The 14,582-nt window shown below is 63.6% G+C and carries 15 protein-coding genes; 4 read left to right on the plus strand and 11 right to left on the minus strand.

Features of this window, described 5'->3' with window-relative positions; all coding sequences use genetic code 11:
• Positions 1–353 (minus strand): ATP-binding cassette domain-containing protein (locus FCK22_RS09590; RefSeq protein WP_136720406.1); only part of this gene is annotated, 353 nt, incomplete at its 3' end.
• 63 nt (positions 354–416) lie between these two features.
• On the minus strand, positions 417–938 hold the full coding sequence (locus tag FCK22_RS09595) for a carbon monoxide dehydrogenase subunit G (RefSeq protein WP_067265539.1): 522 nt from the start codon (positions 936–938) through the stop codon (positions 417–419).
• 103 nt (positions 939–1,041) lie between these two features.
• Between FCK22_RS09595 and FCK22_RS09600 the strand changes: the two genes are divergently transcribed.
• Positions 1,042–2,022 carry a DMT family transporter gene (locus FCK22_RS09600; RefSeq protein WP_067265537.1) on the plus strand — a complete coding sequence of 327 codons (981 nt, stop codon included), beginning with the start codon at positions 1,042–1,044 and terminating at the stop codon, positions 2,020–2,022.
• Here the strand turns inward: FCK22_RS09600 and FCK22_RS09605 are convergent.
• From FCK22_RS09605 to FCK22_RS09630, 6 genes are all read right to left on the minus strand, one after another.
• Positions 2,019–2,984 carry an NADPH:quinone oxidoreductase family protein gene (locus FCK22_RS09605; RefSeq protein ID WP_067265534.1) on the minus strand — a complete coding sequence of 322 codons (966 nt, stop codon included), beginning with the start codon at positions 2,982–2,984 and terminating at the stop codon, positions 2,019–2,021. The two genes, FCK22_RS09600 and FCK22_RS09605, sit on opposite strands and share 4 nt — an antisense overlap.
• An 82-nt stretch (positions 2,985–3,066) precedes the next feature.
• A complete protein-coding gene (locus tag FCK22_RS09610) occupies positions 3,067–3,177 on the minus strand; it encodes a DUF2474 family protein (protein WP_136720396.1) in 111 nt (36 codons plus the stop codon).
• Positions 3,177–4,184 carry a cytochrome d ubiquinol oxidase subunit II gene (cydB, locus tag FCK22_RS09615; RefSeq protein ID WP_067265532.1) on the minus strand — a complete coding sequence of 336 codons (1,008 nt, stop codon included), beginning with the start codon at positions 4,182–4,184 and terminating at the stop codon, positions 3,177–3,179. The genes FCK22_RS09610 and cydB overlap by 1 nt, the downstream gene beginning before the upstream one ends.
• Position 4,185: 1 nt before the next feature.
• On the minus strand, positions 4,186–5,664 hold the full coding sequence (locus FCK22_RS09620; RefSeq protein ID WP_067265529.1) for a cytochrome ubiquinol oxidase subunit I: 1,479 nt from the start codon (positions 5,662–5,664) through the stop codon (positions 4,186–4,188).
• 90 nt (positions 5,665–5,754) lie between these two features.
• Positions 5,755–7,104: a HAMP domain-containing sensor histidine kinase gene (locus FCK22_RS09625; protein WP_067265527.1), complete on the minus strand. Its 1,350-nt coding sequence runs from the start codon at positions 7,102–7,104 to the stop codon at positions 5,755–5,757.
• The gene (locus FCK22_RS09630) at positions 7,101–7,772 is read right to left on the minus strand and encodes a response regulator transcription factor (protein ID WP_067265524.1); all 672 of its coding nucleotides are present in this window, start codon (positions 7,770–7,772) and stop codon (positions 7,101–7,103) included. Before FCK22_RS09630 ends, FCK22_RS09625 begins: the two co-directional genes overlap by 4 nt.
• Positions 7,773–7,933: 161 nt before the next feature.
• Between FCK22_RS09630 and FCK22_RS09635 the strand changes: the two genes are divergently transcribed.
• On the plus strand, positions 7,934–9,055 hold the full coding sequence (locus FCK22_RS09635; RefSeq protein WP_067265521.1) for a Do family serine endopeptidase: 1,122 nt from the start codon (positions 7,934–7,936) through the stop codon (positions 9,053–9,055).
• A 104-nt stretch (positions 9,056–9,159) separates the two neighbouring features.
• Here the strand turns inward: FCK22_RS09635 and FCK22_RS09640 are convergent, their stop codons facing one another.
• Together FCK22_RS09640 and FCK22_RS09645 are read right to left on the minus strand one after the other, a co-directional pair.
• Positions 9,160–9,798: a response regulator gene (locus FCK22_RS09640; protein ID WP_067265519.1), complete on the minus strand. Its 639-nt coding sequence runs from the start codon at positions 9,796–9,798 to the stop codon at positions 9,160–9,162.
• A gap of 1 nt (position 9,799) precedes the next feature.
• Positions 9,800–12,325 carry a PAS domain-containing protein gene (locus FCK22_RS09645; protein WP_067265516.1) on the minus strand — a complete coding sequence of 842 codons (2,526 nt, stop codon included), beginning with the start codon at positions 12,323–12,325 and terminating at the stop codon, positions 9,800–9,802.
• A 286-nt stretch (positions 12,326–12,611) separates the two neighbouring features.
• Between FCK22_RS09645 and FCK22_RS09650 the strand changes: the two genes are divergently transcribed.
• Complete coding sequence (locus tag FCK22_RS09650) at positions 12,612–12,836, plus strand: hypothetical protein (RefSeq protein WP_136720397.1); 225 nt, start codon at positions 12,612–12,614, stop codon at positions 12,834–12,836.
• 13 nt (positions 12,837–12,849) lie between these two features.
• Here the strand turns inward: FCK22_RS09650 and FCK22_RS09655 are convergent, their stop codons facing one another.
• Positions 12,850–13,455: a helix-turn-helix transcriptional regulator gene (locus FCK22_RS09655; RefSeq protein WP_067265514.1), complete on the minus strand. Its 606-nt coding sequence runs from the start codon at positions 13,453–13,455 to the stop codon at positions 12,850–12,852.
• Between the two features lie 233 nt (positions 13,456–13,688).
• Between FCK22_RS09655 and FCK22_RS09660 the strand changes: the two genes are divergently transcribed.
• Positions 13,689–14,552 carry an alpha/beta hydrolase gene (locus FCK22_RS09660; RefSeq protein WP_067265513.1) on the plus strand — a complete coding sequence of 288 codons (864 nt, stop codon included), beginning with the start codon at positions 13,689–13,691 and terminating at the stop codon, positions 14,550–14,552.
• The last annotated feature ends 30 nt before the right edge of the window (positions 14,553–14,582 follow it).

Here is a 14,582-nt window from a genome sequence, read left to right on the forward strand (position 1 = left end):
ATTTTCTCCAACACCGCCTCATCCGCCGGACGGCCAAACAGCCCGCGCGAGAAGCGCACGGTGTTGATGACCTTCTCAAAGGGTTCGAGATTAATCTCCTGCGGGACCAGCCCGATCATGGAACGGGCCGCGCGGAAATCATCCCGAATGTCATGGCCGCCGACGGTCACCCTGCCGCTGGTCGCAGTGGTGATGCCGCAGATGGTCGAAATGAGCGTCGTCTTCCCCGCCCCGTTCGAGCCCAGAAGCGCGAGAATCTCGCCCTTTTCGATCTGTAGATTGACCCCTTTGAGCGCCTCGAAACCGCCCGCGTAGGATTTACGCAGGTTTTGAATATCCACGATTGTCGGCATGGTCGTCTCCGCTTTGGTAAGGCGCGCAACCTAACCGGCTTTGCACCGGCTGAACAGATGCCTTCAGGTCTTGGCGCGGCCGAACCAGCCCTTTTTGGCAGGCGCGTCTTCTTCGGTGGCCGGCGCCTCTGCGCCCTGCTCTGCCGGACCTTCGAGCGAGGATTGCAGGTTGTCGAAGAACTGATCCGCCATTTTCTTGGCGAAACCGTCGATGATCCGGCTGCCAAGCTGCGCCAGCTTGCCGCCGACCTTGGCCTCGACATCATAACTCAGCTCGGTCCCGCCGTCCTTTTCGGCCAGCCGCACCTCGGCCCCGCCTTTGGCAAAACCGGCGGCACCGCCCTTGCCCTCGCCGGTGATGGTCAGCGCTTCGTTCGGCACCAGATCGGAGAGCGTCACATGGCCCTTGAACGTCGCCTTCACCGGGCCGACCTTTTGCACCACCGTCGCGTCATAGCCCTCTTCGACCGAGCCTGAGACGTCTTGCGCGCCGGGCACGCAGGTTTGCAGCATCTCCGGGTCCAGCAATGCCGCGTAAACCTCGGCGGGGGTGGCGGCGATCTGGCGGGTGTCGGACATCTGCATGGCTGGCTCTCCCTTTGGCGTATCGCAGCAGTCTAGCGGGTAATTCTGCGCAAACCAATGTCAAAGCGCTGGACCTTACGGGCCGGGCTGATAGGTCTTTGCCATGACAAGTAACTCCCATAACCGCGCCGGACTGGCGATCGGGCTGATCCTTCTCGGCGTCGCCGCGATTTCGGTCAATGACATGCTGATCAAACGTCTGTCGGGCGGCTATCCGCTGCATCAGATCGTCTTTACCCGCTCGGCCATCGGGATTCTGCTGGGGCTGGTGCTGGTCAAACTCGAAGGCGGGTTTCACCTGCTTAAAACGCGGCAGCCGGGGCTGCATCTGCTGCGCGGGCTGCTCATCGTGATCTCGAACATGTCCTTCTTTCTGGCGCTATCGGTTCTGCCGTTGGCCGAGGCGACGGCGCTGTTCTTTGCCGCACCCCTGTTCATCACGGTGCTGTCGATCCCACTGTTGGGCGAAAAGGTCGGCCCGCTGCGGCTTGGCGCGGTGATCGTGGGGTTCATCGGCATGGTGATCATGATGCGCCCTTGGGCCAGCACCGCAACGCTCGAAGTCTCTCGCTGGGTGTTGCTTCTGCCGATGCTGGCGGCGCTGACCTATGCGTTGAACCAATTGATGACCCGCAAGCTGGGCGTGAACTCCAAAGCCTCGGCGCTTATGGTCTATATCCAAGCCGCCTTTGTCGCCGTGTCACTGGGGTTTTTCCTGATCGCGGGCGATGGGCGGTTCGTGGATGAGGGCAGCAGTGCCTCGCTCCAGTTCCTGCTGCGCGCGTGGATTTGGCCTGCCCGTGAGGATTACCTCACCTTCCTCGGGATCGGGTTGAACATCGCGCTGATCGGCTATTGCCTCAGCCAAGCCTACCGGCTGGGGGATGCCGCCACCGTCGCCCCGTTCGAATATATCGGCCTGCCGCTGGCGGTGTTCTGGGGTTTCGTGATCTTCGGCGACCTCCCGGTCTGGGAGGTCTGGGTCGGGATCGCGCTGATCCTCGCCTCGGGTCTGTTCGTCTACCTACGCGAGCGCCAGAAGGCGCTGCGCGTGACCCGTTTGCAGGGCGGGCGGCGGGCTTAAGCCGCCACCTTGACCACCACTTTGCCCGTTGCCTTGCGGTCGCGCAGCAGGGCCAGCGCCTCATTCGCCTGTTCCAGCGGCATGACGTTGCTGACATGGGGTTTCAGCTTGCCCGCGACATACCATTTGATCAGCTCGGCGAAACTGTCGGTTAGGACCGAAGGTTTGATCTTGGCATAGCCGCCCCAGTAAAAGCCCAAGACGGTGAGGTTCTTGACCAGCAGGATATTGGCCGGAATCTGAGGCACCTCACCGCTGGCAAAGCCCAAGGGGATCAGCCGCGCTTCGGGGTTGCAGGCGCGCATGGCGGCTTTGAACTGATCACCGCCCACCGGGTCATAGACCACATCCGCCCCGCCCAATTCCTTGACGATGGCGCGGATGTCGTCGGTCTCGGAATTGATCAGGTGATCGGCGCCCGCCTCTTTGCAAACGGCAAGCTTATCTTCGCCGCGCGCCACGGCGATCACCTCGGCCCCCATCAGCTTGCCCAGTTCCACCGCCGTCAGCCCGATGCCGCCCGAGGCGCCCAAGACCAGCAGCCGCTCACCCGGCTGCAACCGCGCCTTGTAGTCCAGCGCAACATGGCTGGTGCCATAGGCGATCAGAAAGGCCGCCGCATCCACTGCCGTCATCTCTTCGGGAATCGGCACGCAGACGGCGGCGGGAATGGCGGCATATTCGGCCAGACCGTCAAAGCCGGTATAGGCCGCCACGCGCTGGCCGACCTTCAGGTGATCCACCCCCGCGCCCAGAGCGGTGATCGTGCCCGCCATCTCCATCCCCAGCGTGAAGGGCAGCGGCGGTTTTTCCTGATAGGTGCCCTTGATGATCAGCAGGTCGCCAAAGTTCAGCCCGCAGGTCTCGACCTGAACCAGCACCTCGCCCTGCCCCGGGATGGGCATCTCAAGCTCTTGCAGGGTAAGAGGTTCGTCATAGGCGGTGACTTGCATGGCGCGCATCGGGCTGTCCTTTCGTGCTGCTTTGGCCCGAAGAGGCCAGAAGCCAGCGCGCTTGGCAAGGCCCGTGGCCCGCGCCGCTGCGTCAGCCGGGCATGATCACCAGCCGGATGCCATAGGCCACCACCGCCAGCAGGGCGACGCTGGCCAGCCAAAGCGCTACGAACCAGCCCGCGCGTTTCAGCCAATGGCGCATCAGTGATAGCCCTCCTCGGGGTCGATCTTGCCGCGGAACACCCAATAGGCATAGGCGGTGTAGCTCAGGATCAGCGGCAGCAGCACCAAGGTGCCGACCAGCGCGAACATCAGGCTCTCATCCGGGGCGGCAGCCTCTGCAATGGTCAGGCTGGGCGGCACCATATGCGGGTAGAAACTGATCCCGATGCCGATGAAGCCCAGCACGAAGAGCGCCAGCGCGCAAAAGAAGGGTTGTTTGTCGCCGCGGCGTTGCAACCCGCGCAGCATGCCGAAAGCCGCCAGCGCCACCAAGAGCGGCACGATGCCGCTGAAGAGCGCGGTGGGCCATGCGAACCAGCGTTCGAAATAGACCGCATCGGTGAAGGGCGTCCAAAGGCTGACCAGCCCCATGAAGACCAGTGTCGCCACCGCCAGCGGCCATGCAAGGCGACGCATATGCGCTTGGATGCGGCCCTCAAGCTTCATGTTGAGCCATGTGGCGCCCAAGAGCGCATAGCCCGTGGTCACCGCCACACCGGTCAGGATCGAGAAGGGCGTGAGCCAGTCCCACCAGCCGCCCGCATAAGCGCGGCCTTCGATCTCAATCCCCTGCACCAGCGCGCCCAAGGCGATGCCCTGACAGAAGGAGGCCACCAGCGAGCCGCCAAAGAATGCCATGTCCCAAAGCGGTTTCCAGCGTTTCGTGCGCCAGCGGTACTCAAACGCCACGCCGCGAAAGATCAGCCCCAGCAGCATCAAGATGATCGGCATGTAAAGCGCAGGCATCACCACCGCATAGGCCAGCGGGAAGACGGCGAAAAGCCCGCCGCCGCCCAGCACCAGCCATGTCTCATTGCCGTCCCAGATGGGGGCGACGGAGTTCATCATCACATTGCGCTCGCCCTCATCCTTGGTCATCGGAAAGAGCAGCCCAACGCCCAGATCGAAGCCATCGAGGATGACGTAGATCAAGACCGCTGCGGCGATGATCCCGGCCCAGATGAACGAAAGTTCAAGTCCCAACATCTCAGCTCTCCTCGCCCTTGTTATGCGCGGTCTTGTCTCTGACCGCCGCCTCTTCGCCGACAGCAAGGATCGGCCCCTCGCCGCGCGCCGGGTCGTTCTGCGCATTGCCGTCTTGCGGCTGCTCGCCCTGAACATCGTCGCGCTCATCCTCCAACACATGGCCGACGACCGGTTTGCGCATCATCGCCAGAATGTACCAAGTGCCCGCGCCGAAGACGAAGAAATAGACCACAATGAAAGCGATCAGGGAGGTCGCGACCGCGGGTGCCTCAATCGGGGCAAGGCTTTCCGAGGTCCGCAACAGCCCGTAGACGGTGAAGGGCTGCCGCCCGACCTCGGTCGTGATCCAGCCCGCCAGCACCGCCACAAAGCCGGTGGGGCCCATCAGCAGCGCCAGACGGTGCAACATCGGCGCATCGTAAAGCCACCCGCGCAGCCGCGCGAAGGCCGCCCAAAGCCCCAGCCCCAGCATCGCAAAGCCAAGCGCGATCATGATGCGGAAGGACCAGAAAACGATGGCCACCGGCGGCTCATCCGCGTCCGGGATCGTGTCCAGCCCGTCGAGCGGCGCGTTCAGATCATGCTTGAGGATCAGCGACGACAGTTTGGGGATCTCCACCGCGTGGTCGATGCGCTTTTCCTCGGGGTTCGGGATGCCAAAGAGGATCAGCGGCGCGCCTTCGGGGTGGCTGTCGTAATGCCCCTCCATCGCCATGACCTTGGCGGGCTGATGCTCCAGCGTGTTCAGCCCGTGCATATCGCCTGCAAGGATTTGGAGCGGTGTGACTAGCAAGAGCATCCACATCGCCATGGAGAACATCCGCCGCGCTGCCGCATCCGCACGGTCGCGCAGCAGGTGCAGCCCCCCGACGCCGCCGACGACCAGCGCCGTGGTGAGATAGGCCGCCAACACCATATGCACCAAACGGTAGGGGAAGGAGGGGTTGAAAACGATCGCCCACCAATCCTCGGGCACGAATTGGCCTACGTCATTGATGGCAAAGCCCGCAGGTGTCTGCATCCAAGAGTTCACCGACAGGATCCATGTGGCCGAGGCCAGCGTGCCAAGCGCGACCAGCGCTGTGGCGAACATATGCAGCCCGTCACCCACCCGTTTGCGGCCAAAAAGCATGATGCCCAGAAAGCCCGCCTCAAGGAAAAAGGCCGAGAGCACCTCATAGGCCATCAGCGGCCCGACCACCGGCCCCGCCTTGTCAGAGAAGACCGACCAGTTGGTGCCGATCTGGTAGGACATGACGATGCCCGAGACGACCCCCATGCCAAAGGCCACCGCGAAGATTTTCTTCCAGTAGTTGAAGAGCTTCAGATAGGTCTCTTCGCGTTTCCACAGCCAGAGCGCGTTGAGCACGGCCAGAAAGCTCGCCAACCCGATCGAGAAAGCCGGGAAGATGATGTGGAACGAAACCGTGAATGCAAACTGCACCCGCGCTAGGATTTCGGCGGTGTAACCGTCGAGCATATGAAGCCCCCGCGTATTGTTTCCTGACCTATATAGGACCGGGCGGCGGGAGCGGCACAGGCTAAATTGCCGCAGTGCTTGGCCCGCGCTCTAGCTGTCGAACGTCACCACGACGCGCAGCCCCGGCGCGTTGTCGGCAAGCTCCAGCCTTGCCCCATGGAGTTTCGCCACCCCATCGACCAGCGCCAGACCCAGCCCATGACCCGGCGTGCCCCGGCTGCGATCCAGCCGGTAAAGCCGCTGCAACACTTTGTCGCGGTTCTCAGCCGGAATGCCGGGACCGCCGTCCGCCACCGTGAGCGTGACCTGCCCCGCCGCCTGCTTCAGCGCGACCTCTACCGCCTCGGCATCCCCGGAATGGCGCAGGGCGTTCTCAATCAGATTGGCCAGCAATTGCCCCAAAAGCGCGCGGTCACCGGTGACATGAACAGGCGTTTCGGGCAGATCGCAAAGCAGGTGTTTGCCCTGCTCCCCTGCTGCAGGCTCGTAAAGTTCGACCATGGTGCGGCATAGCGCGGTAAGGTCGACGGAGGCGAAATGCGCGCGGGCCTCGCCCTGCTCCACCTGCGCCAATTGCAAAAGCGATTGAAAGATCGCGGCGATGCCCTCCAACTCGGCCCGGGCACGGGCCAGCGGTTCGGCGGGGTCCGCGCCCGCAGCCTCGGCCCGGTCCAGATCATCAAGATGGACAGAGACACGCTGAATCGGGGTCTTCAGATCATGCGCGATATCAAGTGACACCTGCCGCAGCGCCGCGACGGACGTTTCCTGCGCCCGAGCCATCTGGTTCACCGCCTCACCGATGCGCAGCAGGTCATCCGACCAGCGCGGCCCCGGCGCGACCCTTGCGGCCAGATCCCCCGTTGTCAGCCGGTCTAGCGTGGCGCGGATCACCTCCACATGGCGTTTGGAGCGGCGGGCAAGGATCAGCCCGCCCGACAGCGCGATCAGCACCGTGGGCAGCAGGCTCACCAGCAGGATATTGACGAAAACCTCGCGCAGGGCCGTGATCTCGGCCCGGCTGCGCGCGATGGTCAAAAGCCCGCCATAGAGCGTGTCGGTCAGGGTCAGGTAAACACCCCGATACTCCGCCCGCGCCGCGCCGATCGAGACGATGTGATAGCCCTCGTTATCCCGCGCGATGGCCCCGTTGCCGTAAATGCGCCCGTTGGGACCAATGTAGCTGAGGATCAGCCGGTTCGGGTCGGTCTCACGCGATTCCGCCTCGACCAGCCGCGCGAGGGCAGCGGCGCCGGGGGCGGCGCGAAAGCCTGCCATGTCCTGCGCCAGATCGGCGCGGATCGCTTGCTCGAAGGACCGCTGGGTCACGGCATAGCTGGCCGCGAGGCTGAGCAGGCTGACGATGGTGAACAAAAGCACCAGCAAAAGCGCCAGACGCAGCGGCATCGACCGCCAGAGCCCCGCCAGCCGCGCCCTCACGCGTCGATCCTATAGCCAGCGCCGCGCACGGTCTGAATGAGTTCGCTGTCAAAGGGCCGGTCGACCTTGGCCCGCAACCGGCTGATATGGGTCTCCACCACATTGGTCATCGGGTCGAAGGAAATGTCCCAGACCGCCTCCAAGAGCATGGTGCGGGTCTGCACCCTGCCCTTGCGGCGCAAGAGATGCTCCAAGAGGGCAAACTCGCGCGGCAGCAGGTCGATCTCTTGCCCTGCCCGCGTCACCCGGCGGCTGATGAGGTCCATGGTCAGGTCGCCCGCGCGCAGGGTGGTCTCCTGCTCTAGCGCCTGCGGACGGCGGGCCAGCGCGTTGACCCGCGCCGAGAGCTCTCCGAAGGCGAAGGGTTTGACCAGATAGTCATCCGCCCCGGCATTGAGCCCGTCGATCCGGTCCTCCACCGCGCCCATGGCCGTAAGCAGCAGCACGGGCGTGGTATTGCCCGCCCCGCGCAGGGTTTTCAGCAGCGTCAGCCCGTCCAGTTCGGGCAGCATCCGGTCAAGGATCAGCACGTCATATTGCCCGGTGGTGGCCTGCACCAACCCGTCGCGGCCATCGGCCACCACATCCACCGCATGCCCCTCCTCGCGCAGACCGCGCGCGATATAGGTGCTGGTGGTGGTATCGTCTTCGACAACAAGCAGTTTCATCGTGTCCTCATGTAGGATTGCCGATGAATTATGCCAAATTCGCGGCCCGTGCAGCCCGCAGTCGGCAATCTCACAAATTTGTATAGGGCGCGGCAAGGCACTGTAAAACCGCAGGTCCAGATAGCTCCCGGAACGACCGAATGCACAGCAAGGAGCATGCAATGACCAAGACCCTTTCCAAAGCCCCCCGCGCCGCCGCCCTTGCGCTGAGCGCCGCGATGGCCGCCACGCCGATGCTGGCACTGGCCCCCTCGGCCGCGCTTGCGGTCCCGCCGGGCGGCTATGCCGACCTTGTCGAGGCCGTCTCCCCGGCCGTCGTCTTCATCGAGGTGACGGGCAAGCAGCAACAGGCCGTGGCCCAGCAACAGCTGCCCCCCGGCATGCCCGAGGAACTGCGCCGCCGGTTCGAGCACATGCTGCCCGGTCAGGATGGCGCCGCCCCCGCCCCGCGTCAGGGTCTGGGCTCGGGCTTCATCATCTCCGAGGACGGCCAGATCGTGACCAACCACCACGTCGTCGCCGGCGCCGAGACAGTGACCGTGAAACTCGCCGATGGCCGTAAGTTCGACGCGGAAGTGGTGGGCAGCGATGCGATGACCGACATCGCGCTGCTGAAAGTCTCTGCGGATGTGGACCTGCCCAAGGTCGACTTCGGCACATCGAAAACCCTGCGCGTGGGGGATGAGGTCGTGGCCGTGGGCAACCCCTTCGGCCTTGGCGGCACCGTCACCTCGGGCATCGTCTCGGCCTTGTCGCGCGATATTCAGGCAGGCCCCTTCGATGACTTTATCCAAACCGACGCGGCGATCAACCGCGGCAACTCCGGCGGGCCGCTGTTCAACAACGACGGCGAGGTCGTGGGCGTGAACACCGCGATCCTGAGCCCCGGTGGCGGCTCTGTTGGAATCGGCTTCTCGGTGCCCTCGGATCTGGTGCAGACCATCGTCGCCGATCTGGCCGATGACGGTTCGGTCGAGCGGGGCTGGCTGGGCGTGCAAATCCGGCCCATGACCCCCGAGGTCGCCAATGTGCTGGGCTATGACGAGCCGCGCGGCGCGGTGATCGAAGCGATCACCGAAGACAGCCCCGCCGCCAAAGCGGGCCTTAAGAAGGGCGACATCATCCTGTCCTTCGGCGACACAGAGGTGGACGATCTGCGCGACCTGACCCGTGCGGTGGCCACCACCACGCCCGAGAGCGCGGCAGAGGTCGTCGTGCTGCGCAAAGGGTCCGAACAGACCCTCGACGTGACCGTGGGCGCGCTGGAACCCAAGCCGGCGTGATCCACGCCTTCCCGGCGCCCCTCATGCCGCCGGGAAGCCCCAACCCTTCGCCCTCGCCGAGGGCTGGGCAGCCTGCCCCGGTGGTCCTGCACTGCCGGGGCTTTTTATGTCCCCTCGCCGCCATCACCTTCGCCTGATGGCGCATTGTGCATATGGAACCGCACCAGTTCCGCCACGGAATTCGCCTCAAGCTTGCGCATCACCCGCGCGCGATGCACCTCGACCGTCTTGATAGAGATGTCCATCTCGCTGCCGATTTCACGGTTCGACAGCCCTGCCGCCACACGTTCGAACACCCGATGCTCCTGCGGGGTGAGCCGGGCCAGAAGCTGCGCGTTTTCGACCTCTGCCGCCTTGCTCTTGCGCCGGGCCGCATCGGACTGAAGGGCGGCGTTGATCAGGTCGAGCATGTTTTGGTTGTTGAAGGGTTTTTCGATGAAATCCACCGCCCCCGCCTTCATCGCCGTCACGGCGGTAGAGACATCGCCGAAGGCCGTCATCAGGATCAGCGGCAGTTTGATCCCCCGCGCGTTCAGCGCCTTTTGCAACTCCAGTCCGCTCATCCCCGGCATCCGCACATCGCTTACAAGGCAGCAGCAACCGCTGTCCTCATAGCTGTCAAGGAACGCTGCCGCCGATGCAAAGGGAATGGCGCGCAGCCCGACGGAGCCCAGCAACCACACCAGAGACTCCCGCACCGCGGCGTCATCATCGACGACGTAAACGATCCCTTCTTGCGACATTCTACTTTTGCACCTCCAACGGCAGACGCACGGTCAGGCAGGCGCCCTCGGCATCGGATTTCGTCACGGCGATCGTTCCGCCATGGGACAGAACGATCGTTTCGCAAATCGCCAGCCCCACGCCAAGCCCCTTGTCCTTGGTCGAGCGGAAGGCGCTGAACGCGGTCTGCGCGGGCATGTCCGGGGCAAAGCCGCGCCCCGCGTCGGCCACGTCGATCACGATTTCACCGGCTTCGCAGCGCGCGGTGACCGACACTTCGGCATCCGCACGCTCCGCCTCCCGACAGGCGTCGATGCCGTTCTTGATCAGGTTGATCAACAGCTGCTCGATCTCGATCCGCGCGCAATGCAGGGCGACTTCGCCACATTGATCGTCGATGGTCACGGCGACCCCGGTGGCCGAGCTCTCTGGCTGGATCAGCAGCTGCACCGAGCGGAGGATATCGTCAAAGCGGACCGCATCGCGGTCGGCATCGTCGTTATGCAGATAGTTCGACATGGAGCGCAGGATGGCGCTGGCCCGTTCAGATTGGCTTTGCATATTGTTGAGCACGGCGATCATATCCTCTCTCTCAAGCTGGTCGTTCTTGGCACGCAGCACGCAGCCTGCGGCAAAATTGTGAATAGCGGCTAAAGGCTGGTTCAACTCATGGGCGATGGCGGCGGTCATCTGGCCCAGAGTTTCGCGCCGGTTGAGCAGTTGCAGCGCCGTTTCATGCCGGTGCAGCCGCTCTTCGCGCTCGACCTTTTCGGTGATGTCGGAGGCGATGGTCAAAAGCCCGCCCGCGGCCACGGGGTAATCCGTCACCTCCAGCCAACGGCCCGTCGATGTCCGCGCGCGAAAGAACTTGGCCGGGGCGTTGCGCCGGTCGCGCCGCTGCGCGCTCCAGCGGGTCTTGCCTTCGGTGGTCGTTGCCATTTTGCCGGTCTGGGTAAAATGGGCGAGCAATTCATCAAAGTGTTTGCCGATGATATCGCCCTCCATCCCGGCATAGGTCGCGCGATATTCCTCGTTGCAATAGACCAGACGGTCGCTGCTGTCGAAGAGCGCCACCATGGTCGAGATATTCTCGAAAGCCAGCGCCAGAGCCTCCAGCGCGCTCTTGCGCTCGGTCTCGGCGGTGGCGATTTCGGTCATGTCGAAACAGGTGCCGCGATAGCCTGCCAGTTCTGCTTGGGCATCGAAGAAAGGTTTGCCCGACATGTCGATCTGCCGCGCCCGCCCCTCGCCCGAGGGCAGGATCAACCGCAGATCGCGAAAGGCTTCTCGCGCGGCGAAGCGCTGTTTTAGCAGGTCGTAATCGCCTTGGTCCTTTGCCACATTGGCGTCGGAAAGGGTTTTGCCCAGATCGAAAATCGGGGTTTCGCTGTCGGTCTGACGGCCCCCGCCCGACAGAAAGGTGAAACGCCCTTCGGCGTCCATTTCCCAGACCCAATCGGTCGCGCTTTCGGTGAAGTCGCGAAAGCGGGTTTCGCTTTCCACCAGTTCGGTCAGCACGTTTTGCTGATCCGTCACATCTTGGATCGCGGCCAGCAGATGCACATGACGGCCCCGGTCCAAACGGCGAATGCAGGCCCGCGCTTCGATCTGGCGTCCGCTGGCGGCAAGAAACTTGACGTTCTCCACCACATCGCGCGGGCGGCTGCCTGCCATATGAACCATATGCAAGTTGTTACGGATCGTGGCGCGGCTGCGCGGCTCCACGAAACTCTGCCCCTGCTGCCACATCTCGCGCAGGTTTTGCGCGTCGCGGCCCAAAAGCGCTTCCACCTCGGGCGAGGCATCGACCAGCGCGCCCTGCTGATCCCACTCCAGATAGCCGATCCCCGCCACCTCTGCCGCAAGCGCATGTTTCGCCGCGCTGACCTCTGCCTCATGCACCGCGTCCTGCACGGCGGAGCGGTCCATGATCATGACCAAAACGCCCACCACCTGCCCCCGGTCGGACAGCGGCTGATAGACCGCCGCCCCTTGGGTGCGGTCCAGCACGGGGCGCGAAAAATCGAAATGCCATGTGACCTGCCGCCCGGCCAAGGCCTTTTCCAGGTTGTCCGAAATCTCCTCCAGCAGGTCCGGTGGTACGATCTGCGACAGGTGTTTGCCCACGATCTCATCCGCTGGCCTGCCGAAGGACGCGCAATAGGCGTCATTGACAAAAGCATAGGTCATATCAGGCGTGAGAAAGGCCGCTTGCACCGGCAAATGGTCGAGGAAGTCGGGCAATCTGCGCCGTGTCTCATCGGTATTGGCGGTGTTTTGCAGCTTGCGCCGGTTGCGCATCACGCGCCAGACCTGCGCCACCAGCACCGCAAGCGCCGCCACCGCAAAGACCAGTTCGATCGGGTCGCCATAGGCGCCGCCGCGCGGGGCCGATGCCAAGACCACGACGATATAAAGCGCCAAGACCGCAACCGCGCCCCCCACGGCGAAGCGGTTGATCGCATCACCGATCTGCTTGGCGATCATCACGCCGGACAAGACGATCCCGCACAGCGCAATCAATGTAAACGCCGCGACCAAGCTCATGCGCACCTCTACTTTCCCTCAAAAGGTCGGCTTTTTCCGCCCCCCTGTCTATTGGGGGAAACCCTGACAAGGGCCGATTAAACCGCCTCGTAGAACGGGTATACGACGGCGCGCCATAAATTCGTGAAAATATCTTCCCCAATTTCAGCAGCTTGTTCCCAGCTATAAGGGATAACCCTGACCCGGCTGGGGCTTTGCCCAATTGGCGGCGCAATTTCAGGCCGGTAGCTTGTGCTCACCCCACGGAATTGGCCGTGTGATTTATGGTCAAAACGCGGATTTTGCAGTGACAGATAGTGAAACCCCACCCTCGAAGCCCTCTGACGAAAAGGCAGAAAGCAAGACGCCCACGCAGGCCGATCTGATGGAGATTCGCAGCCTCTACGCTCAGGCCGACGCGATGGCCGAAGCCGCTGAGAAAGCAGGCAAATCCGACGGTGAAGAGCAGCCTGCCGCGGCCCCGCCCCCACCGAGCGCCGAACAGGGTGATGAACGAAATGACGCGGGCTAAGCGCCGAGACCGCTCACTTCGTACTGTTGGACACCACATGGTCACTGTCGATCCCGCCCAACGAATGAAACAGTCCCGACGTATTGCTGACCCCGAATTTCTTGAGCAATTTGGCGCGATAGACCTCTACCGTCCGGTGCGAAATATCGAGGTTGAGCGCGATTTGCTTGCTGGTCAGCCCCTCTGCCAGATGGCTCAGGATCTCGCGCTCGCGCCGGGTCAGCGGCAGGTAGGGCCGTTCGGCAGAAAGGTCCGCAAAGCTCCAGACCGCACGGTCGAGCGGGCGCTCGGGGGTGAAGGAATGGCCGCGCACCCGGCACCAGAACAGGCTGCCGTCGCGCCGTGCCATGATGCGCTCGTCCCAATAGGTATTGGTCTTGCGCAGCTGGTCCACGCCGCGGTCGCGGATGTTTACGAACTCTTCATCCGAGGGGTAGAGAATGGCGAAAAGCTGGTCGCGCAGATCGCCGCGCGCATAGCCGAACATCGCCGCGAAGGCGTTGTTGCAATCACGGATGCAGCGGTTCTCGGTCACCACAAGCCCGACGGGCGCATGAACAAAGGCAAGCTCTTCAAAGCGCCCCTGCGCAAAGCAATCGTCGGTACGTATTTCCACCATCTTGCTCCGTCTAACTCTATTTCCGATGCTGAAACCGCAAGCTAGTCGACGGGAGGAGGCGGCGCAACACGGCGCTGGCCCGTGCAGGGAGGACGCGATGCTAACACGCAAGCGCATGGCGGACGCGCCATGATCGCGCGGGGCGCGGTCGCGCGGGTCCGGCTAGCAGGGGGCAAGGGCGCGGGTGGCATCACCCGCGCTATGCCCATGCTGACCCGGAAAGGCACGCGCCAATGACCGCCCCCCAGTTCCACTTTGTCCCCGTAATGGGCCATGAGGTGCATGTCGCCGAATGGGGTGATCGCCAGAAGCCCGCATTGCTAATGCTGCACGGTCTGGCCCGCACCGGGCGCGATTTCGATGAGGCCGCCGCCGCCCTGTCGCGGGATTTCCATGTGCTCTGTCCCGATATGATCGGGCGCGGAAGGTCGAGCTGGGCGCGAGACCCTGAGGTGGAATATTCGGTCGAACATTACGCGCAGATCGCGACGGGGCTTTTGGATCACTTCCAGATCGACCGCGCCGCGTGGTTCGGCACCTCTCTGGGCGGCATGATCGGGATGCATGTCGCCTCTAGCCCCGAGGCGCAGCGCGTCAGCGCCCTGGTGGTGAACGACATCAGCCCCGAACTGCCCGAGGCCGCGGTGCAGCGGATCCTTTCCTATGTGGGCAGCCTGCCCGCCTTCGACAGTTTCGCCGAAGGAGAAGCCTGGCTGCGGCAGACCTATGCCCCCTTCGGCCCGGCGGCAGATGCCTATTGGCAGCGCATGGCGCGGTCGTCACTGCGGCGCCGTGGAGATGGGCGGCTGACCCTGCATTATGATCCGCGCATCACTGTGCAATTCACCGCCTCGGCGCATGAGTTGTCGACATGGGACCGTTGGTCACGGACCCGCACGCCCACCCATCTGCTGCGCGGCGCGCAGTCGGACCTGTTGCAACCCAAGGCCGCACAGCGCATGACGCAAAGCGGCCCCCGGCCCGACATGACCGAATTCCCCGGCTGCGGCCATGCCCCCAGCATGTCCAACCCCCAAGATATCGCCCTGCTGCGTCGCGTTCTGGTTGAACTATTGGGACAATCCGCGCCCTCATAGGCGCGATTTATGCAAAATTGACGCTACCGC

Source organism: Sulfitobacter sp. 15WGC (assembly GCF_005068605.1).
In the GTDB taxonomy this organism is placed as follows: Bacteria; Pseudomonadota; Alphaproteobacteria; order Rhodobacterales; family Rhodobacteraceae; genus Sulfitobacter; species Sulfitobacter faviae.

Coding starts and splice junctions, on each gene's coding strand:
- FCK22_RS09595 (WP_067265539.1), bottom strand. CDS start 938: ATGCAGATGTCCGACACCCGCCAGATCGCCGCCACCCCCGCCGAGGTT.
- FCK22_RS09635 (WP_067265521.1), top strand. CDS start 7,934: ATGACCAAGACCCTTTCCAAAGCCCCCCGCGCCGCCGCCCTTGCGCTG.
- FCK22_RS09600 (WP_067265537.1), top strand. CDS start 1,042: ATGACAAGTAACTCCCATAACCGCGCCGGACTGGCGATCGGGCTGATC.
- FCK22_RS09640 (WP_067265519.1), bottom strand. CDS start 9,798: ATGTCGCAAGAAGGGATCGTTTACGTCGTCGATGATGACGCCGCGGTG.
- cydB (WP_067265532.1), bottom strand. CDS start 4,184: ATGTTGGGACTTGAACTTTCGTTCATCTGGGCCGGGATCATCGCCGCA.
- FCK22_RS09610 (WP_136720396.1), bottom strand. CDS start 3,177: ATGCGCCATTGGCTGAAACGCGCGGGCTGGTTCGTAGCGCTTTGGCTG.
- FCK22_RS09620 (WP_067265529.1), bottom strand. CDS start 5,664: ATGCTCGACGGTTACACCGCCGAAATCCTAGCGCGGGTGCAGTTTGCA.
- FCK22_RS09660 (WP_067265513.1), top strand. CDS start 13,689: ATGACCGCCCCCCAGTTCCACTTTGTCCCCGTAATGGGCCATGAGGTG.
- FCK22_RS09630 (WP_067265524.1), bottom strand. CDS start 7,772: ATGAAACTGCTTGTTGTCGAAGACGATACCACCACCAGCACCTATATC.
- FCK22_RS09655 (WP_067265514.1), bottom strand. CDS start 13,455: ATGGTGGAAATACGTACCGACGATTGCTTTGCGCAGGGGCGCTTTGAA.
- FCK22_RS09605 (WP_067265534.1), bottom strand. CDS start 2,984: ATGCGCGCCATGCAAGTCACCGCCTATGACGAACCTCTTACCCTGCAA.
- FCK22_RS09645 (WP_067265516.1), bottom strand. CDS start 12,325: ATGAGCTTGGTCGCGGCGTTTACATTGATTGCGCTGTGCGGGATCGTC.